Source organism: Pseudomonas sp. GW822-FHT06B12 (assembly GCF_058799675.1).
Map to the genome: position 1 here is coordinate 30,225 of NZ_JBXALR010000014.1, position 20,586 is coordinate 50,810.

22 protein-coding genes are annotated in these 20,586 nt (G+C 59.7%); 12 read left to right on the forward strand and 10 right to left on the reverse strand.

What is annotated here, in order from left to right; all coding sequences use genetic code 11:
- Positions 1–198 precede the first annotated feature (198 nt).
- Genes AC1RKH_RS24630 through AC1RKH_RS24640 form a run of 3 tightly spaced genes read right to left on the reverse strand, consistent with a single transcriptional unit; the run spans position 199 to position 2,777 of the window.
- Positions 199–1,248: an alkene reductase gene (locus tag AC1RKH_RS24630; protein WP_493063410.1), complete on the reverse strand. Its 1,050-nt coding sequence runs from the start codon at positions 1,246–1,248 to the stop codon at positions 199–201.
- A gap of 22 nt (positions 1,249–1,270) precedes the next feature.
- A complete protein-coding gene (locus AC1RKH_RS24635) occupies positions 1,271–2,437 on the reverse strand; it encodes an MFS transporter (protein ID WP_493063411.1) in 1,167 nt (388 codons plus the stop codon).
- 34 nt (positions 2,438–2,471) lie between these two features.
- Entirely contained in the window at positions 2,472–2,777 is a 306-nt protein-coding gene (locus AC1RKH_RS24640) for an ArsR/SmtB family transcription factor (RefSeq protein ID WP_054596057.1), read from the reverse strand.
- A 154-nt stretch (positions 2,778–2,931) separates the two neighbouring features.
- Between AC1RKH_RS24640 and AC1RKH_RS24645 the strand changes: the two genes are divergently transcribed.
- Positions 2,932–3,507, forward strand: a complete 576-nt coding sequence (locus tag AC1RKH_RS24645; protein ID WP_493063412.1) for an acyl carrier protein phosphodiesterase — start codon at positions 2,932–2,934, stop codon at positions 3,505–3,507.
- 100 nt (positions 3,508–3,607) lie between these two features.
- Here the strand turns inward: AC1RKH_RS24645 and AC1RKH_RS24650 are convergent, their stop codons facing one another.
- Together AC1RKH_RS24650 and olsB are read right to left on the reverse strand one after the other, a co-directional pair.
- Positions 3,608–4,399 (reverse strand): lysophospholipid acyltransferase family protein, encoded by a 792-nt coding sequence (locus AC1RKH_RS24650; protein WP_123428197.1) that lies wholly within the window; start codon positions 4,397–4,399, stop codon positions 3,608–3,610.
- Positions 4,399–5,154, reverse strand: coding sequence for an L-ornithine N(alpha)-acyltransferase (gene olsB / locus AC1RKH_RS24655; RefSeq protein ID WP_123428195.1), 756 nt, complete (start codon positions 5,152–5,154; stop codon positions 4,399–4,401). The genes AC1RKH_RS24650 and olsB overlap by 1 nt, the downstream gene beginning before the upstream one ends.
- A 140-nt stretch (positions 5,155–5,294) precedes the next feature.
- On the opposite strand from olsB, the gene AC1RKH_RS24660 reads away from it, so the two are divergent.
- The 5 genes from AC1RKH_RS24660 to AC1RKH_RS24680 all read left to right on the forward strand — a co-directional run bounded on the left by AC1RKH_RS24660 (position 5,295) and on the right by AC1RKH_RS24680 (position 9,627).
- Positions 5,295–6,182, forward strand: a complete 888-nt coding sequence (locus AC1RKH_RS24660; protein ID WP_493063413.1) for an acyl-CoA dehydrogenase middle domain-containing protein — start codon at positions 5,295–5,297, stop codon at positions 6,180–6,182.
- A 194-nt stretch (positions 6,183–6,376) separates the two neighbouring features.
- Positions 6,377–7,471 (forward strand): serine hydrolase domain-containing protein, encoded by a 1,095-nt coding sequence (locus tag AC1RKH_RS24665; protein ID WP_493063414.1) that lies wholly within the window; start codon positions 6,377–6,379, stop codon positions 7,469–7,471.
- A complete protein-coding gene (locus AC1RKH_RS24670; protein WP_123428189.1) occupies positions 7,468–7,794 on the forward strand; it encodes an amidase in 327 nt (108 codons plus the stop codon). Before AC1RKH_RS24665 ends, AC1RKH_RS24670 begins: the two co-directional genes overlap by 4 nt.
- Before the next feature lie 83 nt (positions 7,795–7,877).
- Positions 7,878–8,468, forward strand: coding sequence for a YceI family protein (locus AC1RKH_RS24675; protein ID WP_493063415.1), 591 nt, complete (start codon positions 7,878–7,880; stop codon positions 8,466–8,468).
- A gap of 1 nt (position 8,469) precedes the next feature.
- Positions 8,470–9,627, forward strand: a complete 1,158-nt coding sequence (locus AC1RKH_RS24680) for a phospholipase D-like domain-containing protein (RefSeq protein WP_493063416.1) — start codon at positions 8,470–8,472, stop codon at positions 9,625–9,627.
- Between the two features lie 139 nt (positions 9,628–9,766).
- Here AC1RKH_RS24680 and bglX read toward each other — a convergent pair whose 3' ends face one another.
- Entirely contained in the window at positions 9,767–12,058 is a 2,292-nt protein-coding gene (gene bglX, locus AC1RKH_RS24685) for a beta-glucosidase BglX (protein ID WP_493063417.1), read from the reverse strand.
- A 272-nt stretch (positions 12,059–12,330) separates the two neighbouring features.
- On the opposite strand from bglX, the gene AC1RKH_RS24690 reads away from it, so the two are divergent.
- Positions 12,331–12,948: a TPM domain-containing protein gene (locus tag AC1RKH_RS24690; protein WP_123428803.1), complete on the forward strand. Its 618-nt coding sequence runs from the start codon at positions 12,331–12,333 to the stop codon at positions 12,946–12,948.
- Positions 12,949–13,052: 104 nt separating this feature from the next.
- Positions 13,053–14,267, forward strand: coding sequence for a class I SAM-dependent methyltransferase (locus tag AC1RKH_RS24695; RefSeq protein ID WP_493063418.1), 1,215 nt, complete (start codon positions 13,053–13,055; stop codon positions 14,265–14,267).
- 59 nt (positions 14,268–14,326) lie between these two features.
- Here AC1RKH_RS24695 and AC1RKH_RS24700 read toward each other — a convergent pair whose 3' ends face one another.
- Positions 14,327–15,232: a DMT family transporter gene (locus tag AC1RKH_RS24700; protein WP_493063419.1), complete on the reverse strand. Its 906-nt coding sequence runs from the start codon at positions 15,230–15,232 to the stop codon at positions 14,327–14,329.
- 329 nt (positions 15,233–15,561) lie between these two features.
- Between AC1RKH_RS24700 and AC1RKH_RS24705 the strand changes: the two genes are divergently transcribed.
- The 3 genes from AC1RKH_RS24705 to AC1RKH_RS24715 are packed head-to-tail and all read left to right on the forward strand — an operon-like array spanning position 15,562 to position 16,865.
- The gene (locus tag AC1RKH_RS24705) at positions 15,562–16,143 is read left to right on the forward strand and encodes a DJ-1/PfpI family protein (RefSeq protein WP_123428182.1); all 582 of its coding nucleotides are present in this window, start codon (positions 15,562–15,564) and stop codon (positions 16,141–16,143) included.
- 14 nt (positions 16,144–16,157) lie between these two features.
- The gene (locus AC1RKH_RS24710; RefSeq protein WP_141128042.1) at positions 16,158–16,463 is read left to right on the forward strand and encodes a ribbon-helix-helix domain-containing protein; all 306 of its coding nucleotides are present in this window, start codon (positions 16,158–16,160) and stop codon (positions 16,461–16,463) included.
- Positions 16,464–16,520: 57 nt separating this feature from the next.
- Positions 16,521–16,865 carry a YegP family protein gene (locus AC1RKH_RS24715; protein WP_493063420.1) on the forward strand — a complete coding sequence of 115 codons (345 nt, stop codon included), beginning with the start codon at positions 16,521–16,523 and terminating at the stop codon, positions 16,863–16,865.
- 144 nt (positions 16,866–17,009) lie between these two features.
- Here AC1RKH_RS24715 and AC1RKH_RS24720 read toward each other — a convergent pair whose 3' ends face one another.
- Both AC1RKH_RS24720 and AC1RKH_RS24725 read right to left on the reverse strand, forming a co-directional pair.
- Positions 17,010–17,897, reverse strand: coding sequence for a dihydrodipicolinate synthase family protein (locus tag AC1RKH_RS24720; protein WP_493063421.1), 888 nt, complete (start codon positions 17,895–17,897; stop codon positions 17,010–17,012).
- 32 nt (positions 17,898–17,929) lie between these two features.
- Positions 17,930–18,712: an aldolase gene (locus AC1RKH_RS24725; RefSeq protein ID WP_493063422.1), complete on the reverse strand. Its 783-nt coding sequence runs from the start codon at positions 18,710–18,712 to the stop codon at positions 17,930–17,932.
- A 159-nt stretch (positions 18,713–18,871) separates the two neighbouring features.
- Here AC1RKH_RS24725 and AC1RKH_RS24730 point away from each other — a divergent pair, with 159 nt between their 5' ends.
- The gene (locus tag AC1RKH_RS24730) at positions 18,872–19,414 is read left to right on the forward strand and encodes a helix-turn-helix domain-containing protein (protein ID WP_493063423.1); all 543 of its coding nucleotides are present in this window, start codon (positions 18,872–18,874) and stop codon (positions 19,412–19,414) included.
- 107 nt (positions 19,415–19,521) lie between these two features.
- Here the strand turns inward: AC1RKH_RS24730 and AC1RKH_RS24735 are convergent, their stop codons facing one another.
- Positions 19,522–20,541, reverse strand: coding sequence for a DUF4917 family protein (locus AC1RKH_RS24735; RefSeq protein WP_493063424.1), 1,020 nt, complete (start codon positions 20,539–20,541; stop codon positions 19,522–19,524).
- Positions 20,542–20,586 lie beyond the last annotated feature (45 nt).

Genomic DNA, 20,586 nt, shown 5'->3' on the forward strand with positions numbered 1-20,586 from the left:
TAGGGAATTTGTTGCGGGTTTGTGAATGAGTGTGAGTAACCAGATTTTGAATAGCTTTGCGATTGCCGGGATCGCCATCATTTGCTTGAGCGGTCTGGCGGTGGCGTGAGGGCAGCGCAAGCGCTAGCCCTGAAATGATCAAAATGCCAAAAGCCCCGGCTCGCGAGAGTCGGGGCTTTTGTTTTTAGCGCGATTTACTTACAGCGTTGGATAGTCGATATAACCGACCGGCCCTTTGCCATAGAACAGTTCCGGACGCGCTTCGTTCAACGGCGCATCGGCCTGCAAACGCGCCGGCAGGTCCGGGTTGGCAATGAACGGCACACCGAAGGCAACCGCATCGGCCTTGCCACTGGCGAGCCAGGCGTTGGCGCTGTCTTTGGTGAAACGCTCGTTGGCGATGTACGGGCCACCAAAGGCTTCTTTGAGTTGTGGGCCGAGGCTGTCGCCGGCTTCTTTCTCGCGGGAGCAAATGAACGCGATGCCGCGTTTGCCCAGTTCGCGAGCGACATAGGTGAAGGTTTCGGTCAGGTTGTCGTCGCCCATGTCATGGGAGTCGGCGCGTGGAGCCAGATGCACGCCTACGCGGCCCGCGCCCCAGACTTCGATCGCGGCGTCGGTCACTTCCAGCAACAGGCGAGCACGGTTTTCCAGGGAGCCACCATAGTTGTCGGTGCGCTGGTTGGTGCTGCTTTGCAGGAACTGGTCGAGCAGGTAGCCGTTGGCGCCGTGGATTTCCACGCCGTCGAAACCGGCGGCTTTGGCGTTTTCCGCACCGACGCGGTAAGCGTCGACGATGTCGGCGATTTCAGCGGTTTCCAGTGCGCGCGGCGTTGGGAAGTCGGCCAGTGGGCGAACCAGGCTGACGTGGCCTTTTGGCTGGATGGCGCTTGGTGCAACCGGCGCTTCGCCGTTCAGGTAGGAAGGGTGGGAAACCCGGCCAACGTGCCACAGTTGCAGGAAGATTTTGCCGCCGGCGCCGTGGACCGCTTTGGTCACGTTGCTCCAGCCACGGACCTGGTCATTGGACCAGATGCCCGGGGTGTCCGGGTAGCCGACGCCCATCGGCGTGACCGAAGTGGCCTCGCTGAGGATCAGGCCGGCAGAGGCGCGCTGCACGTAGTATTCAGCCATCAGCGCGTTTGGCACTCGGCCTTCGTCAGCGCGGCAGCGGGTCAGCGGCGCCATGATGATGCGGTTCGCCAGTTGCAGGTCGCCAAGTTTGATCGGATCGAAAATAGTCGTCATGGGATACAACCCTCGTTAGTGATCAGTTAGTAGCAGGAGCCAGCTCGGCATTGCCGCTCTGACGGAAAGTAATCAGCGTCACCAGCAGCGCCAGGATCGCCAGCGCAGCGGCCGCAAGGGGCACGCTGGCCAGCCCGAAACCGTGGGCGATGACGCTGCCGCCGACCCAGGCACCCAAGGCGTTGCCAAGGTTGAAAGCGCCAATGTTCAGGGTCGACACCAGGTTTGGCGCGGCTTTGCCGAAGGTCACCACGTTGACTTGCAGCGCCGGTACGGCGGCGAAGGCGGCGGTGGCCCAAAGGAACAGCGTGATTTCGGTCGGAATCACGGCGACGCTGGTCCAGCTCAGCGCGGTCGAGACCACCGCCATGGAAATGAACACGCCGATCAAGGTCGCGGCCAGGCGCTTGTCCGCCAGTTTGCCGCCGATGATATTGCCCACTGTCAGGCCGAGGCCGATCAGCAGCAGAGTCCAGGTCACGCCTTTGGGCGAAACTCCGGTGACGTCGCCCAGCAGCGGTGCGACGTAAGTGAAGAGGGCGAACATGGACGCGGAGAACAGTACGGTCATGCTCAGCGACAGCCAGATCCCGGCGCCTTTGAGGGCGGCCAGTTCGGCACGCATGTCGAGTTTTTCTTCGTCGCGTTTGGCCGGCAGGAAGCGGATCAGGCCGATCAGCGCAATCACACCGATTACGGTTACCGCCCAGAAGGTCGAACGCCAGCCGGCTTCCTGACCCAGCGCAGTGCCCAGCGGTACGCCAAGCACGTTGGCCAGGGTCAGGCCGGTGAACATCAGGGCAACCGCCGAAGCACGTTTGTTGGCGGGCACCAGACCTGCCGCCACCACTGAGCCGATACCGAAGAACGCACCATGGCACAGGGCGGTGACGACACGGGCGAACATCAGCACCTCGTAATCACTGGCCAGGGCGCAGAGCAGGTTGCCGACGATGAAAATGCCCATCAACGCGACCAGCGCAGCCTTGCGTGGCAATTTGGCGGTGGCCATTGCCATGAACGGCGCACCGACGGCGACGCCCAGGGCGTAGCCGGTCACCAGCCAGCCAGCACCGGGGATCGACACACCGAGGTCGGCCGCCACATCGGGCAGCAAGCCCATGATGACGAACTCAGTGGTGCCGATGGCGAAGGCGCTTAGGGCCAGAATGAGGAGCGAGAGGGGCATTGTTGATTCCTTATCGGCGTACTGACGTAAAGGGTCAGAGCTCTTTGCTGAAGGTGCGGAGGAATTCCTGAATGGTTTCCTCGTTGCGTTTGAAAAAATGCCACTGGCCGACTTTACGGCTGCTGATCAGGCCGGCGCGTTGCAGGGTCGCCAGATGGGCGGAAACAGTGGACTGCGACAAGCCGCAACGTTGATCGATCTGCCCGGCGCAGACACCGTGCTCGTTGCTGTGGGACTGGTCGGGGAATTCGACGGTCGGGTCTTTGAGCCAGTGCAGGATTTCTCGCCGTACTGGGTGTGCCAGGGCTTTTATTATTTCGTCGAGGTCGATGGTGGACATGGCAGTGCTCGGGTTGGGTAAAACGTTATATCGCGATGAAGCGAACTTTAAATCGGTATTTCGCGATATACAAATATGATTTTGGTCTGAGGTCAGCCTAAATCGGTATATCGAGTTATAACGATATGGATGGCGCGGTGCTAAGCTACGCGGCATGAACTATCTCGCACATCTTCACCTCGGTGGCCAGCGTCCCGGTCAATTGCTCGGCAGTTTGTATGGCGATTTCGTCAAGGGTCAGCTGCATGGGCAGTTCAATCCAGAGATCGAAGCGGCCATTCAGTTGCATCGCAGCATCGACGTGTTTACCGACCGCCATCCGTTGGTCGATGTGGCGCTGTCGCGGTTTACGCTGACGCGACGGCGGTACGCCGGCATCGTGCTCGATGTGTTTTTCGATCATTGCCTGGCGCGGGACTGGGCGTTGTATGCCGACCTGCCGCTTTCGCGTTTCACTTCGGATGTCTATCGGGTGCTGGCCGCCGAACCGCAGTTGCCGGGGCGGCTGGCGCAGATCGCTCCGTACATGGCAGCGAATGACTGGCTCGGTTCTTATCGGGAATTTGCGGTGCTGGACCAGGTGCTGCGGGGGATTTCACGGCGCCTGTCGCGGCCTGAAGAACTGGCCGCGGCGATGGATGAACTGCGACGGTTGTATGAACCGTTGAGTGATGATTTCCGGTTGTTCTATCCGCAGTTGCAGGCATTCGCTGCAACGCCGCGAAACTAATGTGGGAGCGAGCCTGCTCGCGATGAGGGCCTGACAGCCAACATTGTCGGTGACTGACAAACCGCTATCGCGAGCAAGCTCGCTCCCACAGGGTACAGCGTCAAGCGGCTATGGCCGGACGTAACGGAGTTGGCTGTGTTTCTGGCAACGCTCCAAACAGCGCCTTCTGCACCGCTTGCTGCGCCGCAAAGGCCAGCGCCGCACGTTCCTGGCCGTGGCAGGCAATCGGTTTGAGCAGGTGGATTTCGACGTCACCCTGATCGTTGGCGAACAAGCGCATCAGGTGTGAGAGCAGGTCGTCATCGCCAATGAACGGTGCGAGCGGGTCGATCTGGCCGTCGCGCAGATAACGAACGGCCACCGGTTGCAGCGCCACGTCTGCGTCGATGGCAGCGGACAACAAGCGACCGTGGAAGGTGCGCAACGAGCGACCGTCGGTGGTGGTGCCTTCCGGGAACATCAGCAGCGGATGGTCTTGTTCAAGATGACGGCTCATCTGTTTGCGAATCAACTGGCTGTCACCCGAACCCCGACGTATGAACAGGCTGCCGGCCTTGGCCGCGAGCCAGCCAGCCACCGGCCAGGTGCGTACTTCGGCCTTGGATAGAAAGGACAGCGGCGTGAGCATGCCCAACAGCGGGATGTCGGTCCACGACACATGGTTGCTGACCCAGAGCATCGGTTGTTGCGGCAGTTCGCCGTGAACCGTCACGCGAAAGGGCAGGGCATTGCTCAACCGGGTCATGAAAAACCGCGACCAGCGTTGGCGCCGGACCATCGAGTTGGCCACGCCCATGCGCTCGAACAGCCCGAACACGCTGGCCATGCTCAAGCCCAGCGCAACCACCAGCAGCACTCGCGCGATCCGCGCGTACACCCGTAACCGGCGCATTACACGGCCGCCTTGAAGTGTTTGGCGTAACGCGGGCACAGTTCGTCGCGCTTGAGCAGGATGAACACGTCGGCGACCTGGAAATCCTCATCCCAGCACGGCTCGCCACAGATCTTCGCGCCCAGGCGCATGTAGGCCTTGAGCAGTGGCGGCATTTCGGCGATCACGTTGGACGGGATGTCGAGGGCCGGCAGCGGTTTTTTCGGCTCGGCACGCAGGTGTTCGGTGCATAGATAACGTTCACGCAAGCGCTGCATGATCGCCTGGGCCTGAATCCCGCCGTCCTGCATCGGGATGCTCGCGCAACCCATCAGGTAGCTATAGCCGCCCTGATTCAGCACTTCGGCCAGTTCGCCCCAGAGCACGGCGATGGTGCCGCCGTTGCGGTAGGCCGGGTCGACACAGGTGCGACCGATTTCCAGGATCGGCCCTTGCAAATGCACCAGGCCGTGCAGGCTGAATTCTTCTTCACTGTAAAAACGCCCCAGGCTGCTGGCGGCCTGGTGGTCGAGCAAACGCGTGGTTGCTACCAGGCGTCCGGTATTCAAATCGCGTACACCGATGTGCGCGCAGTGAACATCATAGTCATCCATGTCCAGACCCAACTCTGCGCCTTTGAGCTTGGCGTTGAACTCGCCGCTGAAAACGTTGAAGCGCAGGGCCTGGGCTTCCTGCAAAGCTTGCGCGCCGATCAGGCGTTCGGCTTGCAGGCGGCGTTCATTGCCGGTGTCGCTGATGCGGGCGATCTGAGTCATTGCGAATCTCCGTACGGGCTGCTCACCCGTCTTGGGTTGCAGTCGATCGACTTTGTTGTGCAAAGTCAGGCTATGTAGCCCCGGTGTCATCGCCATGAAGCTTTGGTGATGCTTGTGTGACAGCCCTTGAGGATCCGTTTATGCCATGGCAAGCCCTGTTGAACTGCGACCAGCGCCAGCCCGAAAACCTTGATCTGGCAGAGGGTTATGCGACGTTGCTGCATGTGTTGGGCGCGGTGACGCCGTTCGAGTTGGCGGTGCGCGGCGGGCGGATGATGGCAACGCCGGGGTTGGCCTTTCTGGTGGGTTACCAGGCTGCGTTGCGCATGCTGTGGCCCAGCGCACCACCCAGTCTGGGGGCATTGTGTGCGACCGAACAGCGCAGCCTGCGCCCGGCGGACATGCAAACCCGCCTCGCGGATTTGCGTTTGAGCGGACGCAAGGATTTCGTCACCGCTGGCGATGCGGCGGATTGGCTGCTGATTGCCGCGCGCAGCGAGGAGGCGGGCCAGTCACCGCGTTTGAGCCTGGCGGTGGTGTATCCCGGCGAGCCTGGCGTACGGGTTGAAAAGCTTCCGGCAATCGCGTTGATGCCGGACATCAGTCACGGTCGGCTGTATCTGGACAACGCGCTGTGTGAACTGCTCGCCGGCGATGGATGGGACGCGTACGTCAAACCGTTCCGCACCCTTGAAGACATCTATGTACTCAGCGCCATGAGTGCCTGGTTGTTCGGTGTCGGTCGCGACAGCGAGTGGCCGCAAGGTCTGCAACTGCAGTTGCTGGCGCTGTTGGCCGGGTGCGCGGAAGCCAGCCGCCAACCGCCGAACAGTAGCGCCGGGCATGTGTTGCTGGGTGGGCTGTTTGCACAGTTCGAAGGGCTCAAGGCGTCGCTCAATGAAGCCTTTGCCGACGGACCGCCGCAATGGGCAGCGTTGTGGAAACGCGATCAGGCGGTGCTGGAGCTGGCGGCGGGCGCGCGAGCCAAGCGGTTGGCCAAGGCGTTGGCGGGATCTTCGCTGAATTGAAGGCCCCCATCGCGAGCAATCGAGCGTCGACCGGCTGCTCCCACACTGGATGGTGGCGTGCCGCAGATCCATGTTCTACATAGTTCCCTGTGGGAGCGAGCTTGCTCGCGATGACGGTCTCACTGACAGCGCATTTCTCGAACTGTCATTTATCTCGACTACGCTCAGAGGGTTAATCCCTATGAGCGTCTGCCGTGTTCAAACGCCTGCCTCTGCTGTTCATGTTGCTGGTCAGTCTTCCTGTTCTGGCGGAAAACTGGCCTGCCGAGCACTGGTCGCCCGGCCCGAAAACCACTGGGCCGGCGCTTCAGGCGTTGGAAGAATATGCCTTTACGCCGCGCGACGACGTTACCCGCAAAGGCGTTCGTACCGATGCCTTGCTGGTGATTCGTGACGGGCAATTGATCTACGAACGTTACGCCGGCGCCACGACGGCTGACACACCGCACCTGACCTGGTCCGTCAGCAAAAGCCTGATGGCCGCGGTGCTGGGCGTGGCCTATGGCGAAGGCTTGTTCAAATTGCAGGACCCGGCAGCGAAGTTTTATCCACCCTTGCAAAGCCATCCGAATGTTTCCATCGCCGATCTGCTGCATTGGGCCTCGGGGTTGGACTGGCAGGAAAATTATGAATATGCGCCGCTGAATTCTTCAGTGGTGGCGATGCTCTACACCCATGGACGCCAGGACATTGCAGCGTTCGCCGCCGCCCATGACGAGTTCAGCGCAGCGGGCGAGGCGTTTCGTTATTCCAGCGGTGACAGCAATCTGCTGTCCGCAACGCTGAAGACCATGGTCGGTGCGCAACGCTACGCCGACTATCCATGGAGCGCATTGTTCGGTCCCTTGGGCATTCGCAGTGCAGTTTGGGAGACCGATGCCACAGGGACTTTTGTTGCCTCGTCCTATACCTATATGACGGCTCGCGATCTGGCGCGGATTGGCCTGCTGATGCAGCGCGACGGTCGCTGGGGTAACCGGCAGTTGCTGCCAAAGGACTGGGTCGAGTTCAACCGCCAACCGTTCAATCGCTTCAAAGCCAATCAGGATGAAGCCGTTCCCGGGGGGCATTGGTGGCTCAATCGTGCGGTTGACGGCGCCGAGAGGCCCTGGGAGGACGCACCTGATGACACCTTCGCCGCACTCGGCCATTGGGGGCAGGCGCTGTATGTGGTGCCCAGCGAGAATCTGGTGATCGTGCGTTACGGCGATGATCGCGACGGCAGTTACCGGCATAACGAATTGCTCAGGCTGGTACTGGCGGCATTTGCGCAGAAGGTGCAGCCATGAACCTCGGTTTTATTCGCCGTCGACCAAGGCTCAGCGTGTTGCTGTTGTTGATCGCCGTGTTGCTCGGCTGGATCTGGCAGGAGCGGGTTGCGTTATGGGCCTTCCCGGACATCATCAGCGCCTACACCGCCAAGGAATATTGCTCGTGTCGTTACGTCGAGAACAACCCGGCGGACTATTGCCAAGGCTATGTGAAGCAGTACGTACCCATTAGCGGGTTTCTCGATGACGCTCCAAACAAGCGTGTGACGGCCAGCGGCATGGGACGCAGCCATACCGCCGCATGGATCGGTGCGCGTCAGGGTTGCCGGTTGACTCCATAGGGGCGATCTTTTGACTTGTGCAGTTTGCAAGCGCGTTCACTCAGGCTAAGGTTCGGCTCAGGTTTACTTGCCCATGAGTGTTTATGTTCAAGCGGTTTTGCTGCACAACCCTGGCTTTGCTGCCGTTAGCTTTCGTTACCTTGCCTGCACACGCCGACTGGTACCTGGACGGAGAGTCCTCACGTTTGTCGTTTATTTCCACCAAGAACGCCAGCCTTTCCGAAGTTCAGCGTTTTCTGGTGCTGCATGGCAAGGTCGACGCCAAAGGCCAGGCGCAAGTGCAGGTCGAACTGGAGTCGGTCAACAGTGGAATTGCGCTGCGCGATGAGCGCATGCGCAAGGAGCTGTTCGAGATCAAGACGTTCCCTGAAGCGCTGATCAGCGCGCAGATCGATCTGCGGCCGATCAAAGACCTGGCCCCCGGCGCGCAACTCGAACTGCGCTTGCCGCTCACCATCAGCCTTCATGGCAAAGAGCAGGATTACAACGTCGAGTTGCTGGCGACACGGCTCGATGATCGACGCTTTCAAGTGGTGACCCTGGAACCGCTGGTACTCAACGCTGCGGATTTCGATCTGCTGCCAGGGCTGGAAACTCTGCGCACAGTCGCCGGTCTGTCGGCCATCAGTTTGTCGGTACCGGTGGGTGCGGTACTGATTTTCACGGCGCGCTGACATGAAGGGCGCAGTGTTTCCCTGGCGCGAAGGCAATCGCTATGAGCTGTTGATTGACGGGCCGCAGTTTTTCCCACGGATGCTGGCGGCGATTGCCAATGCACGGGAACAGGTTGAACTGGAGCTGTACCTGGTGGAGGCGGGCGTCTGCGCCGAGGCGCTGGTTCAGGCGCTGGTGCAAGCGGCTGAGCGCGGTGTGCGCGTACGTTGCCTGTTCGATGATTACGGCAGCCTGGCGTTCACTCTGAGCCTGCGGCGGCGCTTGATCGAAGCTGACGTGGAGCTGCGTTTCTATAATCGGTTGAGCTGGCGGCGCTGGGTGCGCAATCTTTACCGCGACCATCGCAAGTTGCTGTTGGTCGATCAGACGCTGGCGGTGGTCGGTGGCACGGGTGTCACCGACGAGTTCTGGACGCCAGGCCATGACACCAGCGAGTGGCATGAAGTGATGGTGGAAATCATCGGTCCGCTGGTGCTCGACTGGCAGTTGCTGTTTGACCGTCAATGGATCGCCAACCGCCACCGCCGTGCCTGGAAACCTGCCTCACACTTCGGTTTACCGCGCTTGCCACGGGTGCCGTCGATGGGCGAAGGGATGGGCCGGGTGGCGTATGCCGACGCAAGGCAACACCGGGACATTTTGCAGTCGCTGTTTCGTGCCTTGAACAGCGGTCAGCGGCGAATCTGGCTGGCCACGCCTTACTTCCTGCCGACCTGGAAAGTCCGCCGTTCGCTGCGCAAGGCCGCCGCCCGGGGCATCGATGTGCGCCTGCTGCTGACCGGGCCGCGCACCGATCACCCGTCGGTGCGCTACGCCGGGCATCGCTATTACCCACGCCTGCTCAAGGCCGGGGTGAAGATCTTCGAATACCAGCCGTGTTTCCTGCACCTGAAAATGGTCCTGATCGATGACTGGGTGAGCATTGGCTCGTGCAATTTCGATCACTGGAATCTGCGCTTCAACCTGGAAGCCAATCTGGAAGCCCTCGACCCAACGCTGACCCTGGCGGTGGCGGCAAGTTTCGAGAAGGACTTTGCCCTGAGTCAAAGGGTCAGTCTTGAGGAATGGCAACGCCGGCCATTATGGCGACGGGTCAAGCAGCGGGTGTGGGGATGGGTGGATCGGCTGGTGGTGAATTTGCTGGATCGGCGGGGATGAACACAATCCCCAAACACCAAAAAACAATGTGGGAGCGAGCTTGCTCGCGATGAGGCCATAACATTCAACATCTCTGTTGCCTGTTATATCGCCATCGCGAGCAAGCTCGCTCCCACAGGTACTTCATGTAACTTCAGGTTTAAAGCAACTCGAAGCTCTGCTGCGTCACGTCCTCGGAATCGAGGCCGATCTGCACGTTGAACTTGCCAGGTTCTGCCGCGTATTTGAGCTGGGCGTTGTAGAACTTCAGGTCGTCCTCTTCGATGGTGAAGTGGATGACTTTCTGTTCGCCAGCCTTGAGCATTACCTTCTGGAAGTTCTTCAGCTCCTTGAGCGGGCGAATCATCGAACCGACCACGTCCTGAATGTACAGCTGTACCACGGTTTCGCCGTCGCGCTTGCCGGTGTTTTTAACGGTCACGCTGGCGTCGATCTTGCCGGTCTTGTTCAGTGTGGTCGACGACAGGGCCATGTCCGACAGGCTGAAGCTGGTGTAGCTCAGACCATAGCCGAATGGAAACAGAGGACCGGTGGTGTCATCGAAATACTGCGAGGTGTAGTTGCCCGGTTTGCCTGGGGTAAACGGGCGACCGATACTCAGGTGGTTGTAGTAGGTCGGAATCTGCCCTACCGAACGCGGGATGCTGATCGGCAGCTTGCCGGACGGGTTGTAGTCGCCGAACAGCACGTCAGCAATCGCGTTGCCACCTTCGGTGCCGGTGAACCAGGTTTCGAGGATCGCGTCAGCCTGTTCCTTCTCGTCGAGAATCGTCAGCGGACGGCCGTTCATCAGCACCAGCACCAGCGGTTTACCGGTGGCTTTCAGGGCCTTGATCAGGTCGCGCTGGTTGGCCGGGATGTTCAGGTCGGTACGGCTTGAGGACTCGTGGGACATGCCACGCGACTCACCGACTGCTGCCACGATGACATCGGACTGCTGAGCCGCTTTCACCGCTTCGTCGATCATGACCTGCGCCGAGCGCGGATCATTCACCACTTCCGGAGCATCGAAGTTGAGGAAGTTCAGGTAATCGAGGACTTTCTTGTCCTCGGTGATGTTGGCGCCACGGACGTAAGTCAGCTTGGCCTGATCGCCGAGGGCATGGGTCATGCCATCCAACAGGGTGACCGATTGTTCCGGTTTACCGGCAGCCGCCCAGCTGCCCATCATGTCGATCGGTGCCTTGGCCAGTGGACCGACCAGAACGATTTTTGCGGTTTTCTTCAGTGGCAGGGTTTCGTTCTGGTTCTTCAGCAACACCATGCTGCGACGGGCAACGTCACGGGCTTCGGCGCGGTGCAGACGGCTGTCGGCGTAGGTGTCGGCCGGGTCATCCTCAGCCTTGCCGATCCGCAGGTACGGGTCTTTGAACAGGCCCATGTCGTACTTGGCGCCCAGCACTTCACGCACGGCGTTGTCGATGTCGCTCTGCTGGATCTCGCCGGACTTCAGCAGCCCCGGCAATTCCTTACCGTACAGGGTGTCGTTCATGCTCATGTCGATGCCGGCCTTGATCGCCAGCTTCGCCGCTTCGCGACCGTCACGGGCCACGCCGTGCTTGATCAGCTCGAAGATCGCCCCGTGGTCACTGACTGCCAGGCCCTTGAAACCCCACTCTTTACGCAGCAAGTCCTGCATCAGCCACAGGTTGGCAGTGGCCGGTATGCCGTTGATCGAGTTCAACGCAACCATCACCCCACCGGCGCCGGCATCAATGGCGGCGCGGTACGGTGGCAGGTAGTCCTGGTACATCTTCACCGGGCTCATGTCGACGGTGTTGTAGTCGCGACCGCCTTCGACCGCGCCGTACAGGGCGAAGTGCTTGACGCTGGCCATGATGCTGTCGGCCGCGCTCGGGGTCTCGCCCTGATAGGCCTTGACCATCACTTTGGCGATGCGCGAGACCAGGTAGGTGTCTTCACCGAAACCTTCGGAGGTGCGGCCCCAACGCGGGTCGCGCGCGATGTCGACCATCGGCGCGAAGGTGATATCGAGGCTGTCGGCTGCGGCTTCCTTGGCGGCGATGCGCCCGCTGCGGCCAATCGCATCCATGTCCCAGCTCGAGGCCAGGGCCAGCGGGATCGGGAAAATGGTCCGGTGGCCGTGGATCACGTCATAGGCGAAGAACATCGGGATCTTTAACCGGCTGCGCATGGCCGCGTCCTGCATCGGACGGTTTTCCGGACGAGTGATCGAGTTGAACGTGCCGCCGATGTTGCCGGCGGCGATTTCCTTGCGGATCAGCTCGCGGGGCATTTCCGGGCCGATGCTGATCAAACGCAATTGACCGATTTTTTCGTCCAGGGTCATCTGTTTCATCAGATTGCTGACGAAAGCATCCTTGTTCTCAATAGGGGCAGGCTTGGTTTCGGCCCATACCGAGTGACTGGCCAGACCGATGGAAAGGCCCAGCAAACACAGCTTCTTCATGAATAGTGATCTCAAAAGCCTAAACGGACGCAGTGGTTACGCGCCGGTCAGCCAAAAAATAGGGAGCGTCTGTTGTTGTTCGGATAAATGCAGCAAACTTCTGAACTCTTTTCGCGCTGGGCATCTTTTAGCCGATTGGCTCGATGCAATCCAGTGGCGGGGGCAGATTATGCCCCAAACGCTCAAGGGGCATGAACCTGTGAAGACCAAGGACTGGGGGCATGGTTTCTGGGGCAGCAGGCGATAACAATAATGAACGAGCATTCAACACCATGGCATTACTGAGTGAGTACGAACAGCGTCAGGTCGCTGAAGCGATTGCCCGTGTCGAGCGCGACACCGACGCTGAACTGGTCACCGTGCTCGCGGCGCGGGCTGACGACTACGCGTATATCCCTTTGCTCTGGGCCAGCCTGCTGGCGCTGATCGTGCCGGGTATCGTGCACTACGTTTCCGGCTGGCTGAACATGCACACCTTGCTGCTGGTGCAATGGGCGAGTTTCATCGTGTTGTGCCTGGTGTTCCGGATTCCATCGATCACCACGCACCTGATCCCGCGCTCCGTGCGCCATTGGCGCGCCTCGAACCTGGCGCGTCGACAGTTTCTGGAGCAGAACCTGCACCACACCGTCGGCAGCACCGGCATGCTGATTTTCGTCTGCGAGGCCGAGCGTTATGTGGAGATTCTGGTGGACGAAGGGATTTCCAGACGCCTGGACAACAAAACCTGGGAGCCGATCGTCGCAGCCTTCACCCGACAGGTGAAACAGGGCCAGACGTTGCAAGGCTTTGTGACCTGCATCGAAGCCTGCGGCGAACTGCTCAAGGTGCATGTGCCGGTGACACATGTGCGCAATGAGTTGCCGAATCGGTTGGTGGTGTTGGGGTGAAGGGGGATTTCAAACCGTTCGGTAAATAACTGCGTGTCCCGACGCGCCATCCCCCCTAAAATACCCACCATTCCCCGATCCGCACCGCCCGAGGCGTTTTTTACATGTCTGTTACCGCAACTCCCGCCAGCCTCACGCCGGATCATCATGCGCAATTCATCGACCTGCTGAGCACCAGCCTGGCGCAGAACGCCTTCATCAAACTGGTGCTGGCCAAGTACGTCGGCGCTGAAGTCGACTTGCAGCGCATTATCATCAAGCAACTGACGGTCAAGGAGCAGCCGTGCCTGTCCTTCGTCTACCGCTACAAGACGCGCGACATCACCAAGAATTTCCCGATCGAAGAGGGCATCGCGACGATTGCTGCGCTGTTGCCGCAGGACTTCAAAAACGCTCACCTGCTGGCGGTGACCGATGAAGCCCAGCTCGAATACAGCAAGAAGGGCAAGAGTTCGCTGTTCAAGAGCAAGCCCCAGCAATTGCGCGAAGTGCCGTCCGCCGAACACAACCGTGAGAAGAACCGTTTTCTGGACCTGACCCGGCCGTTCCTTGCGGACCTGGGCGTGACCAACAAGCAGCATGAACTGATCCCGGCGATGTCGCGCAAGTGGAAGCAGATCAACAAGTTCATCGAAGTCTTCAGCCATGCGCTGACGTCGTCACCGCTGGCGCTGGATAAACCGGTACGAGTCGCGGACTTTGGTTCAGGCAAGGGTTACCTGACCTTCGCCATTCACGATTACCTGCGCAATACCTTGCACGCCGAAGGCGTGGTCACCGGTGTCGAGCTGCGTGAAGACATGGTCACCCTGTGCAACACCGCTGCCGCGCGCCTGGAGCATCCGGGGCTGGTGTTCAAATGTGGTGACGTGCGCAGCGTGGCGCCAAGCGAACTGGACGTGATGATCGCCTTGCACGCCTGTGACATCGCCACCGACTATGCGATCCACACCGGCATTCGCTCCGGTGCGGCGATCATCATGTGTTCGCCGTGCTGCCATAAGCAGATTCGCCTGCAGATCCAGAGTCCGGCGCTGCTCAAGCCGATGCTGCAATATGGTTTGCACCTCGGTCAGCAGGCAGAAATGGTCACTGACAGCCTGCGGGCGTTGTTCCTCGAAGCGTGCGGTTATGAAACCAAGGTCTTCGAGTTCATCTCCCTGGACCACACCAACAAGAACAAGATGATTCTGGCGGTCAAGCGCGCTGAACCGGTGGACCCGGCCCAGCTGTTGGTGAAAATCCAGGAGCTCAAGGCGTTCTACCACATCACCGAGCATTGTCTGGAAACCCTGCTGCGGGCTGACGGCTACCTCTAACCCTGTGGGAGCGAGCTTGCTCGCGATGGCGGCGCTACATTCAGCATAAATGTTGAATGCTATGGCCCCTTCGCGAGCAAGCTCGCTCCCACATTAGGTTTGATGGCGGTCTTGCGCCCGAGCATCACGGTGACGATCACCCCGACCGCAAACAGCCAGGTAATCGGTTCGATGTGTTCACCAAAGAACAGCGCCGAGAAGGCGATGGTGAAGAAGATCTGCAGCAGCTGGATCTGACTGACCCGGGCGATGCCACCCATCGCCAGCCCGGCGTACCAGGCGAAGAAACCGATGAACTGCGAGAACAACGACACGTAGCCGAACGCCCACCAGGTTTTCGCCGAAATCTCGCCTTGGTGCTGTAGCGCCAAATACGTCACCGGGCCGATCAACAGCGGTGTCGACAGCACCAGCGCCCAGCAGATCACTTGCCAGCCGCCCATCTCCTTGGCCAACCGGCCACCTTCGGCGTAACCCAGACCACCGATGGCTATCGCCCCGAGCATCAGCAAATCACCGGCCTGAATGCTGCCGGCACCGCTGATCAACGCATACCCCAAAACCAGCGCGCTGCCCAATGCGGCACAGGCCCAGAAGGCTTTCGACGGTCGTTCATGGGACAACCACGCTGCATACAACGCCACGCACAACGGCTGCAAACCGTTGACCAGCGCGCCATGGGACGCTGGCAGGGTTTGCATGGCCCAGGCCGAGAGCACCGGGAAGCCGAGAATCACCCCGGCGATCACCAGCATCAGGCCATTGACCTGTTTCCAGGTTGGCCATTTCTCCCGTCGCCAGAGCAACAACATCGCCGCCGGAATCGCCGCGAACAATGCTCGGCCCAGACCATTGAGCAGCGGATGGACTTCCTGCACCACGATCCTGGTGAAGGGCAGGGTCAGGCTGAAGATGACGACGCCGAGCAGGCCCAGAGCCATGCCGGTGTTTTCGCGCGAGGACATAACAGTAACCAGAGTTGTAAAGTGGCAGGAGAGTTTTCATCTAGCCATAAACCCCGGACTTACGCGCTTACAGCTGAGTACAAAGTTATCCGTACAGTTGGGGGTAATCCCCCCAACGTAGGAACTGCCGAAGGCTGCGATCTTTTAGCGACTCCAGCAGCGCCACAGATCAAAAGATCAAAAGATCAAAAGATCAAAAGATCGCAGCCTGCGGCAGCTCCTACAAAAGCGTGGCGTAGGCGTAGTAGCTGGTTATTACCCATCCCACCGGATTCGGACTACCTTGAATACTCCTTCCTGCCCACGTTTTTACCAGAGGAGTCATCCCCATGGCCGCGAAAAAAATTCTGATGCTGGTCGGCGATTACGTCGAAGACTATGAAGTGATGGTGCCGTTTCAGGCGCTGCTGATGGTCGGTCACACGGTACACGCGGTGTGCCCGGACAAAACCGCCGGGCAGACCGTGCGCACCGCGATCCATGACTTTGAAGGTGATCAGACCTACAGCGAGAAACCCGGTCACCTGTTCGCGTTGAACTTTGACTTCGCCAAGGTCGATGCGGCGGATTACGACGCGTTGCTGGTGCCCGGTGGTCGTGCGCCAGAGTACTTGCGCTTGAACGAAAAAGTTCTGCAACTGGTGCAAGCCTTCGACAAGGCAGGCAAACCGATTGCGGCGGTCTGCCATGGTGCGCAATTGCTGGCGGCGGCGGGAATTCTTGAAGGCCGCGAATGCAGCGCGTATCCAGCCTGCGCGCCAGAAGTGCGTTTGGCCGGTGGTACGTTTATCGATATTCCGGTGACTGAAGGCCACGTACAAGGCAATCTGGCGACTGCCCCAGCCTGGCCGGCGCACCCGAGCTGGCTGGCCGGTTTCCTCGGTCTGCTGGGCACCAAAATCACCTTGTAAGCGGAGGTCTGCGCATGTGCGAGCTGTACGTCAAAGCCGACCCGATCCTGTACGAGTCACGCTCGCGCTCGCTGCGCATCTGCGGAGTGGTGACCACGCTACGGCTGGAAAACCAGTTTTGGGACATCCTCAGCGAAATCGCTGAAGTCGATGGCATGACCACCAACCAGTTGATCGCCAAGCTCTACGAAGAGGTGATGGACTACCGGGGCGAAGTGGTGAATTTCGCCTCGTTTTTGCGGGTCAGTTGCACGCGTTACCTGAGCCAGCGTCGGGTGACGGCGCCGGAGTTGTCGGTGGTGCGCGCGGTGGTGAAGTAGGGTGGCCTGGTCTTTACTCTGAAGCGCGCAACCTCTCAATCGACAAGGAGAACGAGCATGTCTGGATGGTACGAGTTGAGCAAAAGCATCACTGGCCAATTCCGCTTTGTGCTGAAGGCGGCCAATGCCGAGACCATTCTCACCAGCGAGCTGTACACCACACGCAGCGCCGCCGATAGCGGCATCGCCTCGGTTCAGAGCAATAGCCCACTGGATGAACGCTACGAGAAAAAGTCCACCAAGGATGGCCATCCTTACTTCAATCTCAAGGCCGCCAACCATCAGATCATCGGCAGCAGCGAGGCTTATTCCTCCGACGCCGCGCGGGAAAAAGGCATCGCCAGCGTCAAGGCCAACGGGCCGACCACGGTGATCAAGGACAAAACCTTGCCGGTCTTCTGATCACACCTCTTCAAGACCTGTACAGATATCCTGTGGGAGCGAGCTTGCTCGCGATGGCGGCATAACATTCGACGGATATGTTGAATGTCAGATCGCTATCGCGAGCAAGCTCGCTCCCACAATGGTTATGTATGCGCCTGAAGATCAGCGCAACGTGTTCAACAACCCTTGCAGCTGGCTGCGACCGGTTTCACCCAGTGGGAATATCGGCAGACGCGGATCGCCAGCTTCCAGCCCGGTCATGCGCAGACCGGCCTTGATGGTCGCCGGTAAACCGCCCTTGAGGATGAAGTCCAGCAGCGGCAACTGGCGATAGAACAACTCCCGCGCCTTGCTCAGGTCATTGGCCAACACCGCCTGATGCAGCGCGCCAGTGAGCTGCGGGATCAGGTTCGGTGCCGCCGTGCACCAGCCTTTGACGCCCGCCGCGAAAGCCTCCAGCGCCAGCGTATTGCTGCCGTTGTAAAACGGCACCTGACCTTCGCCGAGCCATTGCAGTTTGTGCATGCGCTGGATATCGCCAGTGCTCTCCTTGACCATGGTCACGTTTTCCACAGCATTGAAAATCCGCAGGATCAGCTCCACCGACATGTCGGTGCCGCTGGTGGCCGGGTTGTTATAGAGCATGATCGGCACGCCGATGCTTTCGCCGATGGCGCGGTAGTGGGCGAGGATCTCGGCTTCGCTGAGTTTCCAGTAGGACGCCGGCAACACCATCACCACGTCGGCGCCATGCGCCTCGGCGAAACGCGCGCGGCGCACGGCTTTGGCGGTGGTCAGGTCGGAGACGCTGACGATGGTCGGCACGCGCCTGGCCACATGCTTGATGCTGAACTCGCTGACCTGATCCCACTCCGCATCGCTCAGGTACGCACCTTCGCCGGTACTGCCCAGCGGGGCGATGGCGTGTACGCCACCGTCGATCAAACGATCGATGGAGCGACCCAGCGTATCCAGATCGATGCCTTCGCCATTCGCGGTGAACGGGGTGATGGTGTAGCCGATGATGCCGTGAATAGAAGGGGTAGACATGAGGTCTCTCCGTTTAAGCAAAGGGGGTGGGTTCAGTTCAGGCAATCGGCGTGTTGACGCAGGTTCTGCCGAGCGTAGTAGTTGAAGGCGGCGCCGTGGCGTTTGGGTTTGGAAATCCAGTCATGAGCTTCGCGACCGAGCGCCGGCAGAATCGGTTTGAGTTCACCGGCCGACATCGCCAGCAGTTGCAACTTGGCCGCACGTTCGATCAATTGCGCGATGACACAGGCTTCCTCGATGGTCCGCCCGGTTGATAGCTGACCGTGGTGGGAAAGCAGAATCGCCCGTTTGTCACCCAGGGCGCCGGCGATGATTTCACCTTCTTCGTTACCCACCGGCACACCTGGCCAGGCTTCGAGAAAGGCGCAGTCTTCATAGAGCGGACAGAGGTCCATGTGCGAGATTTCGAGCGGCACTTCCAGCATCGACAACGCCGCAATGTGCGTTGGGTGCGTATGAATGATGCAGTTCACATCCGGTCGAGCGCGGTACACCCAGCTATGGAAACGGTTGGCCGGGTTGGGCATGCCGTGACCTTCCAGAACTTCCAGGTCTTCGTTGACCAGCAGCAGGTTGCTCGCGGTGATTTCGTCGAAACCCAGGCCCAGTTGTTGGGTGTAATAGGTACCGGGTTGCGGGCCACGGGCGGTGATTTGCCCGGCCAGACCAGCGTCGTGGCCGTTCTCGAACAGAATGCGGCAGGTCAGCGCCAGCTTTTGCCGGTCGGTCCACGTATTATCCGCCAGCGTGTTTTGCATCTGCGAAAGCGCCTGCTTGATGAGTTGGTCCTTGGGTAGTGCTAATGTCTTGGCCATATCGGGTGTCCTTTGCAGTAATCAATGGACGTCGGATGTGTTTCTCCCACTGCTCGCAAAGTCGTTGGGTGAACACAAATGACACTTAAGAGGCTATATGACACTTTGTGTCATTGGCAAGGACTAATCGTTGCCTCCTTGATGGATTAATCGCTCCACATGTCTATCCGTTTGAAATTACTGCGAAAAAAACTCGGTGTTACGCTGGAGGCCCTGGCCGAAAAATCCGGCATGACCAAGAGTTATCTGTCGAAAATCGAGCGCGGGCTGAACACCCCGTCCATCGCTGCGGCGCTGAAACTGGCCAAGGCGCTGAACGTCAAGGTCGAGGAATTGTTCTCCGAGGAAACCATCAGCCTCGACAGCTACAGCCTGGTGCGTGCCGAAGAGCGCCAGTCGCTGGCGGCCAATGACCAGGCTCCGGGTTACGCGGTGCTGGCCCATCAGGTCAGCGAGCGCAGTCTGCTGCCGTTCATTATTTATCCGCCCAAAGAGTTCAGCGACAAGACCTTCAAGGAGCACATGGGCGAGGAGTTTCTGTTCGTCCATGAAGGCCAGGTAGAAGTCGACTTCATGAGCGAACGAGTGATTCTGAACCGTGGCGATGCGCTGCACTTCAACGCGCAAAAACCCCATCGCCTGCGCTCGGTGGGCGAGTTGCAGGCGCAGTTGCTGGTGGTGGTGCATAGCGGCGAGGAATGAGTCGATTTCAAAAGCATCGCGAGCAAGCTCGCTCCCACAGGGGGTGTGTACGTCGCAGATCAAATGTGGGAGCGAGCTTGCTCGCGATGGCGTCAGCCCCGGCGCCGCTAAACCTCGACTGGAACGGATAGTTTCGGGCTACCCAACGCATGGCTCTTGGAATCAAAAAACCGCAGCTCCACCGCAGTCCCCTCAAACACCTTCGCATAATGCCGCTTCTGGCTCTGGATGAACGCGGCGCTGCGCGGGTAAATCGAGACCGCCACAGTCTTCGGTTGCGCCTGACGCAGGGCATGAATGATGTGATTGTCCTGCTTGCCAAGGCTGTGGCCGAAGATGCACAGCGCGTCGCTTTGCTTGAGCAACTGGTCGTAGCAGAACGACAGGTAATCCGAACTGCGGATGGTTTTGAGCTTGTCTTCAGAGCTGCCTTCGCTGACGAACAGCGGTACATCGTCCAGCGTCTTGATCGTGTTGTTGATCGCAAAACTGCCCAGCAGCGTGCCTTCGGTCGAGGTCAGTTTGCGCGCTGTGCCGTCCTGGTTGCGCACCAGGTGCAGGCCGCCGTGCAGGTAGAGCAGGCGGGTTTTATCAGCGGCGCTGGCACTCAGCTCAAAGCTCGGCTCAGAGCCATGGAACAGGTCGCTGATGGTGTCGGGGTTGTGCTGGATCGCCCAGTAATTGAGCAGGTCGTAGTTGGTGGTGAACACCGTCGGATACGTGCTCAATTCCTGATGGATCGCTGCCAGGCTTGTGGCCTGCACCAAGCGCCACGGGATGTGCACGGCGTGCACGGTGTTGATCAGCGCTTCCTTGATCGCGTAGTAGCGATTGCGCGGTGCGGCGGAACTCACGGCCAGGGCCTTGTTCACTCGGCTGGTGGTTTTCAGCGCCCCCAGCACTTGTTCGAAACTGCGGGTTTGCATCGCGTCGAACACGCTCAGTTCGGACTGGCTCAACGGCTTTTCTTCGACCGTGCGGGCGTTGTCGAACAGCGAGTCGTAACCGAAGTCATCCCACACCGCGCGACTGGCGCCGTTGCCCACCAGCAGGCCGCTGAACGAGGTGGTTGCGCGCAACGCATTCCAGTCTTCTAGTCGGGCATCAAATTCCTGGAAATCGGTCATCGCGTCGGTCATCTCAAGCAGGTGGAGTGCAGGGCGCAGACTTTA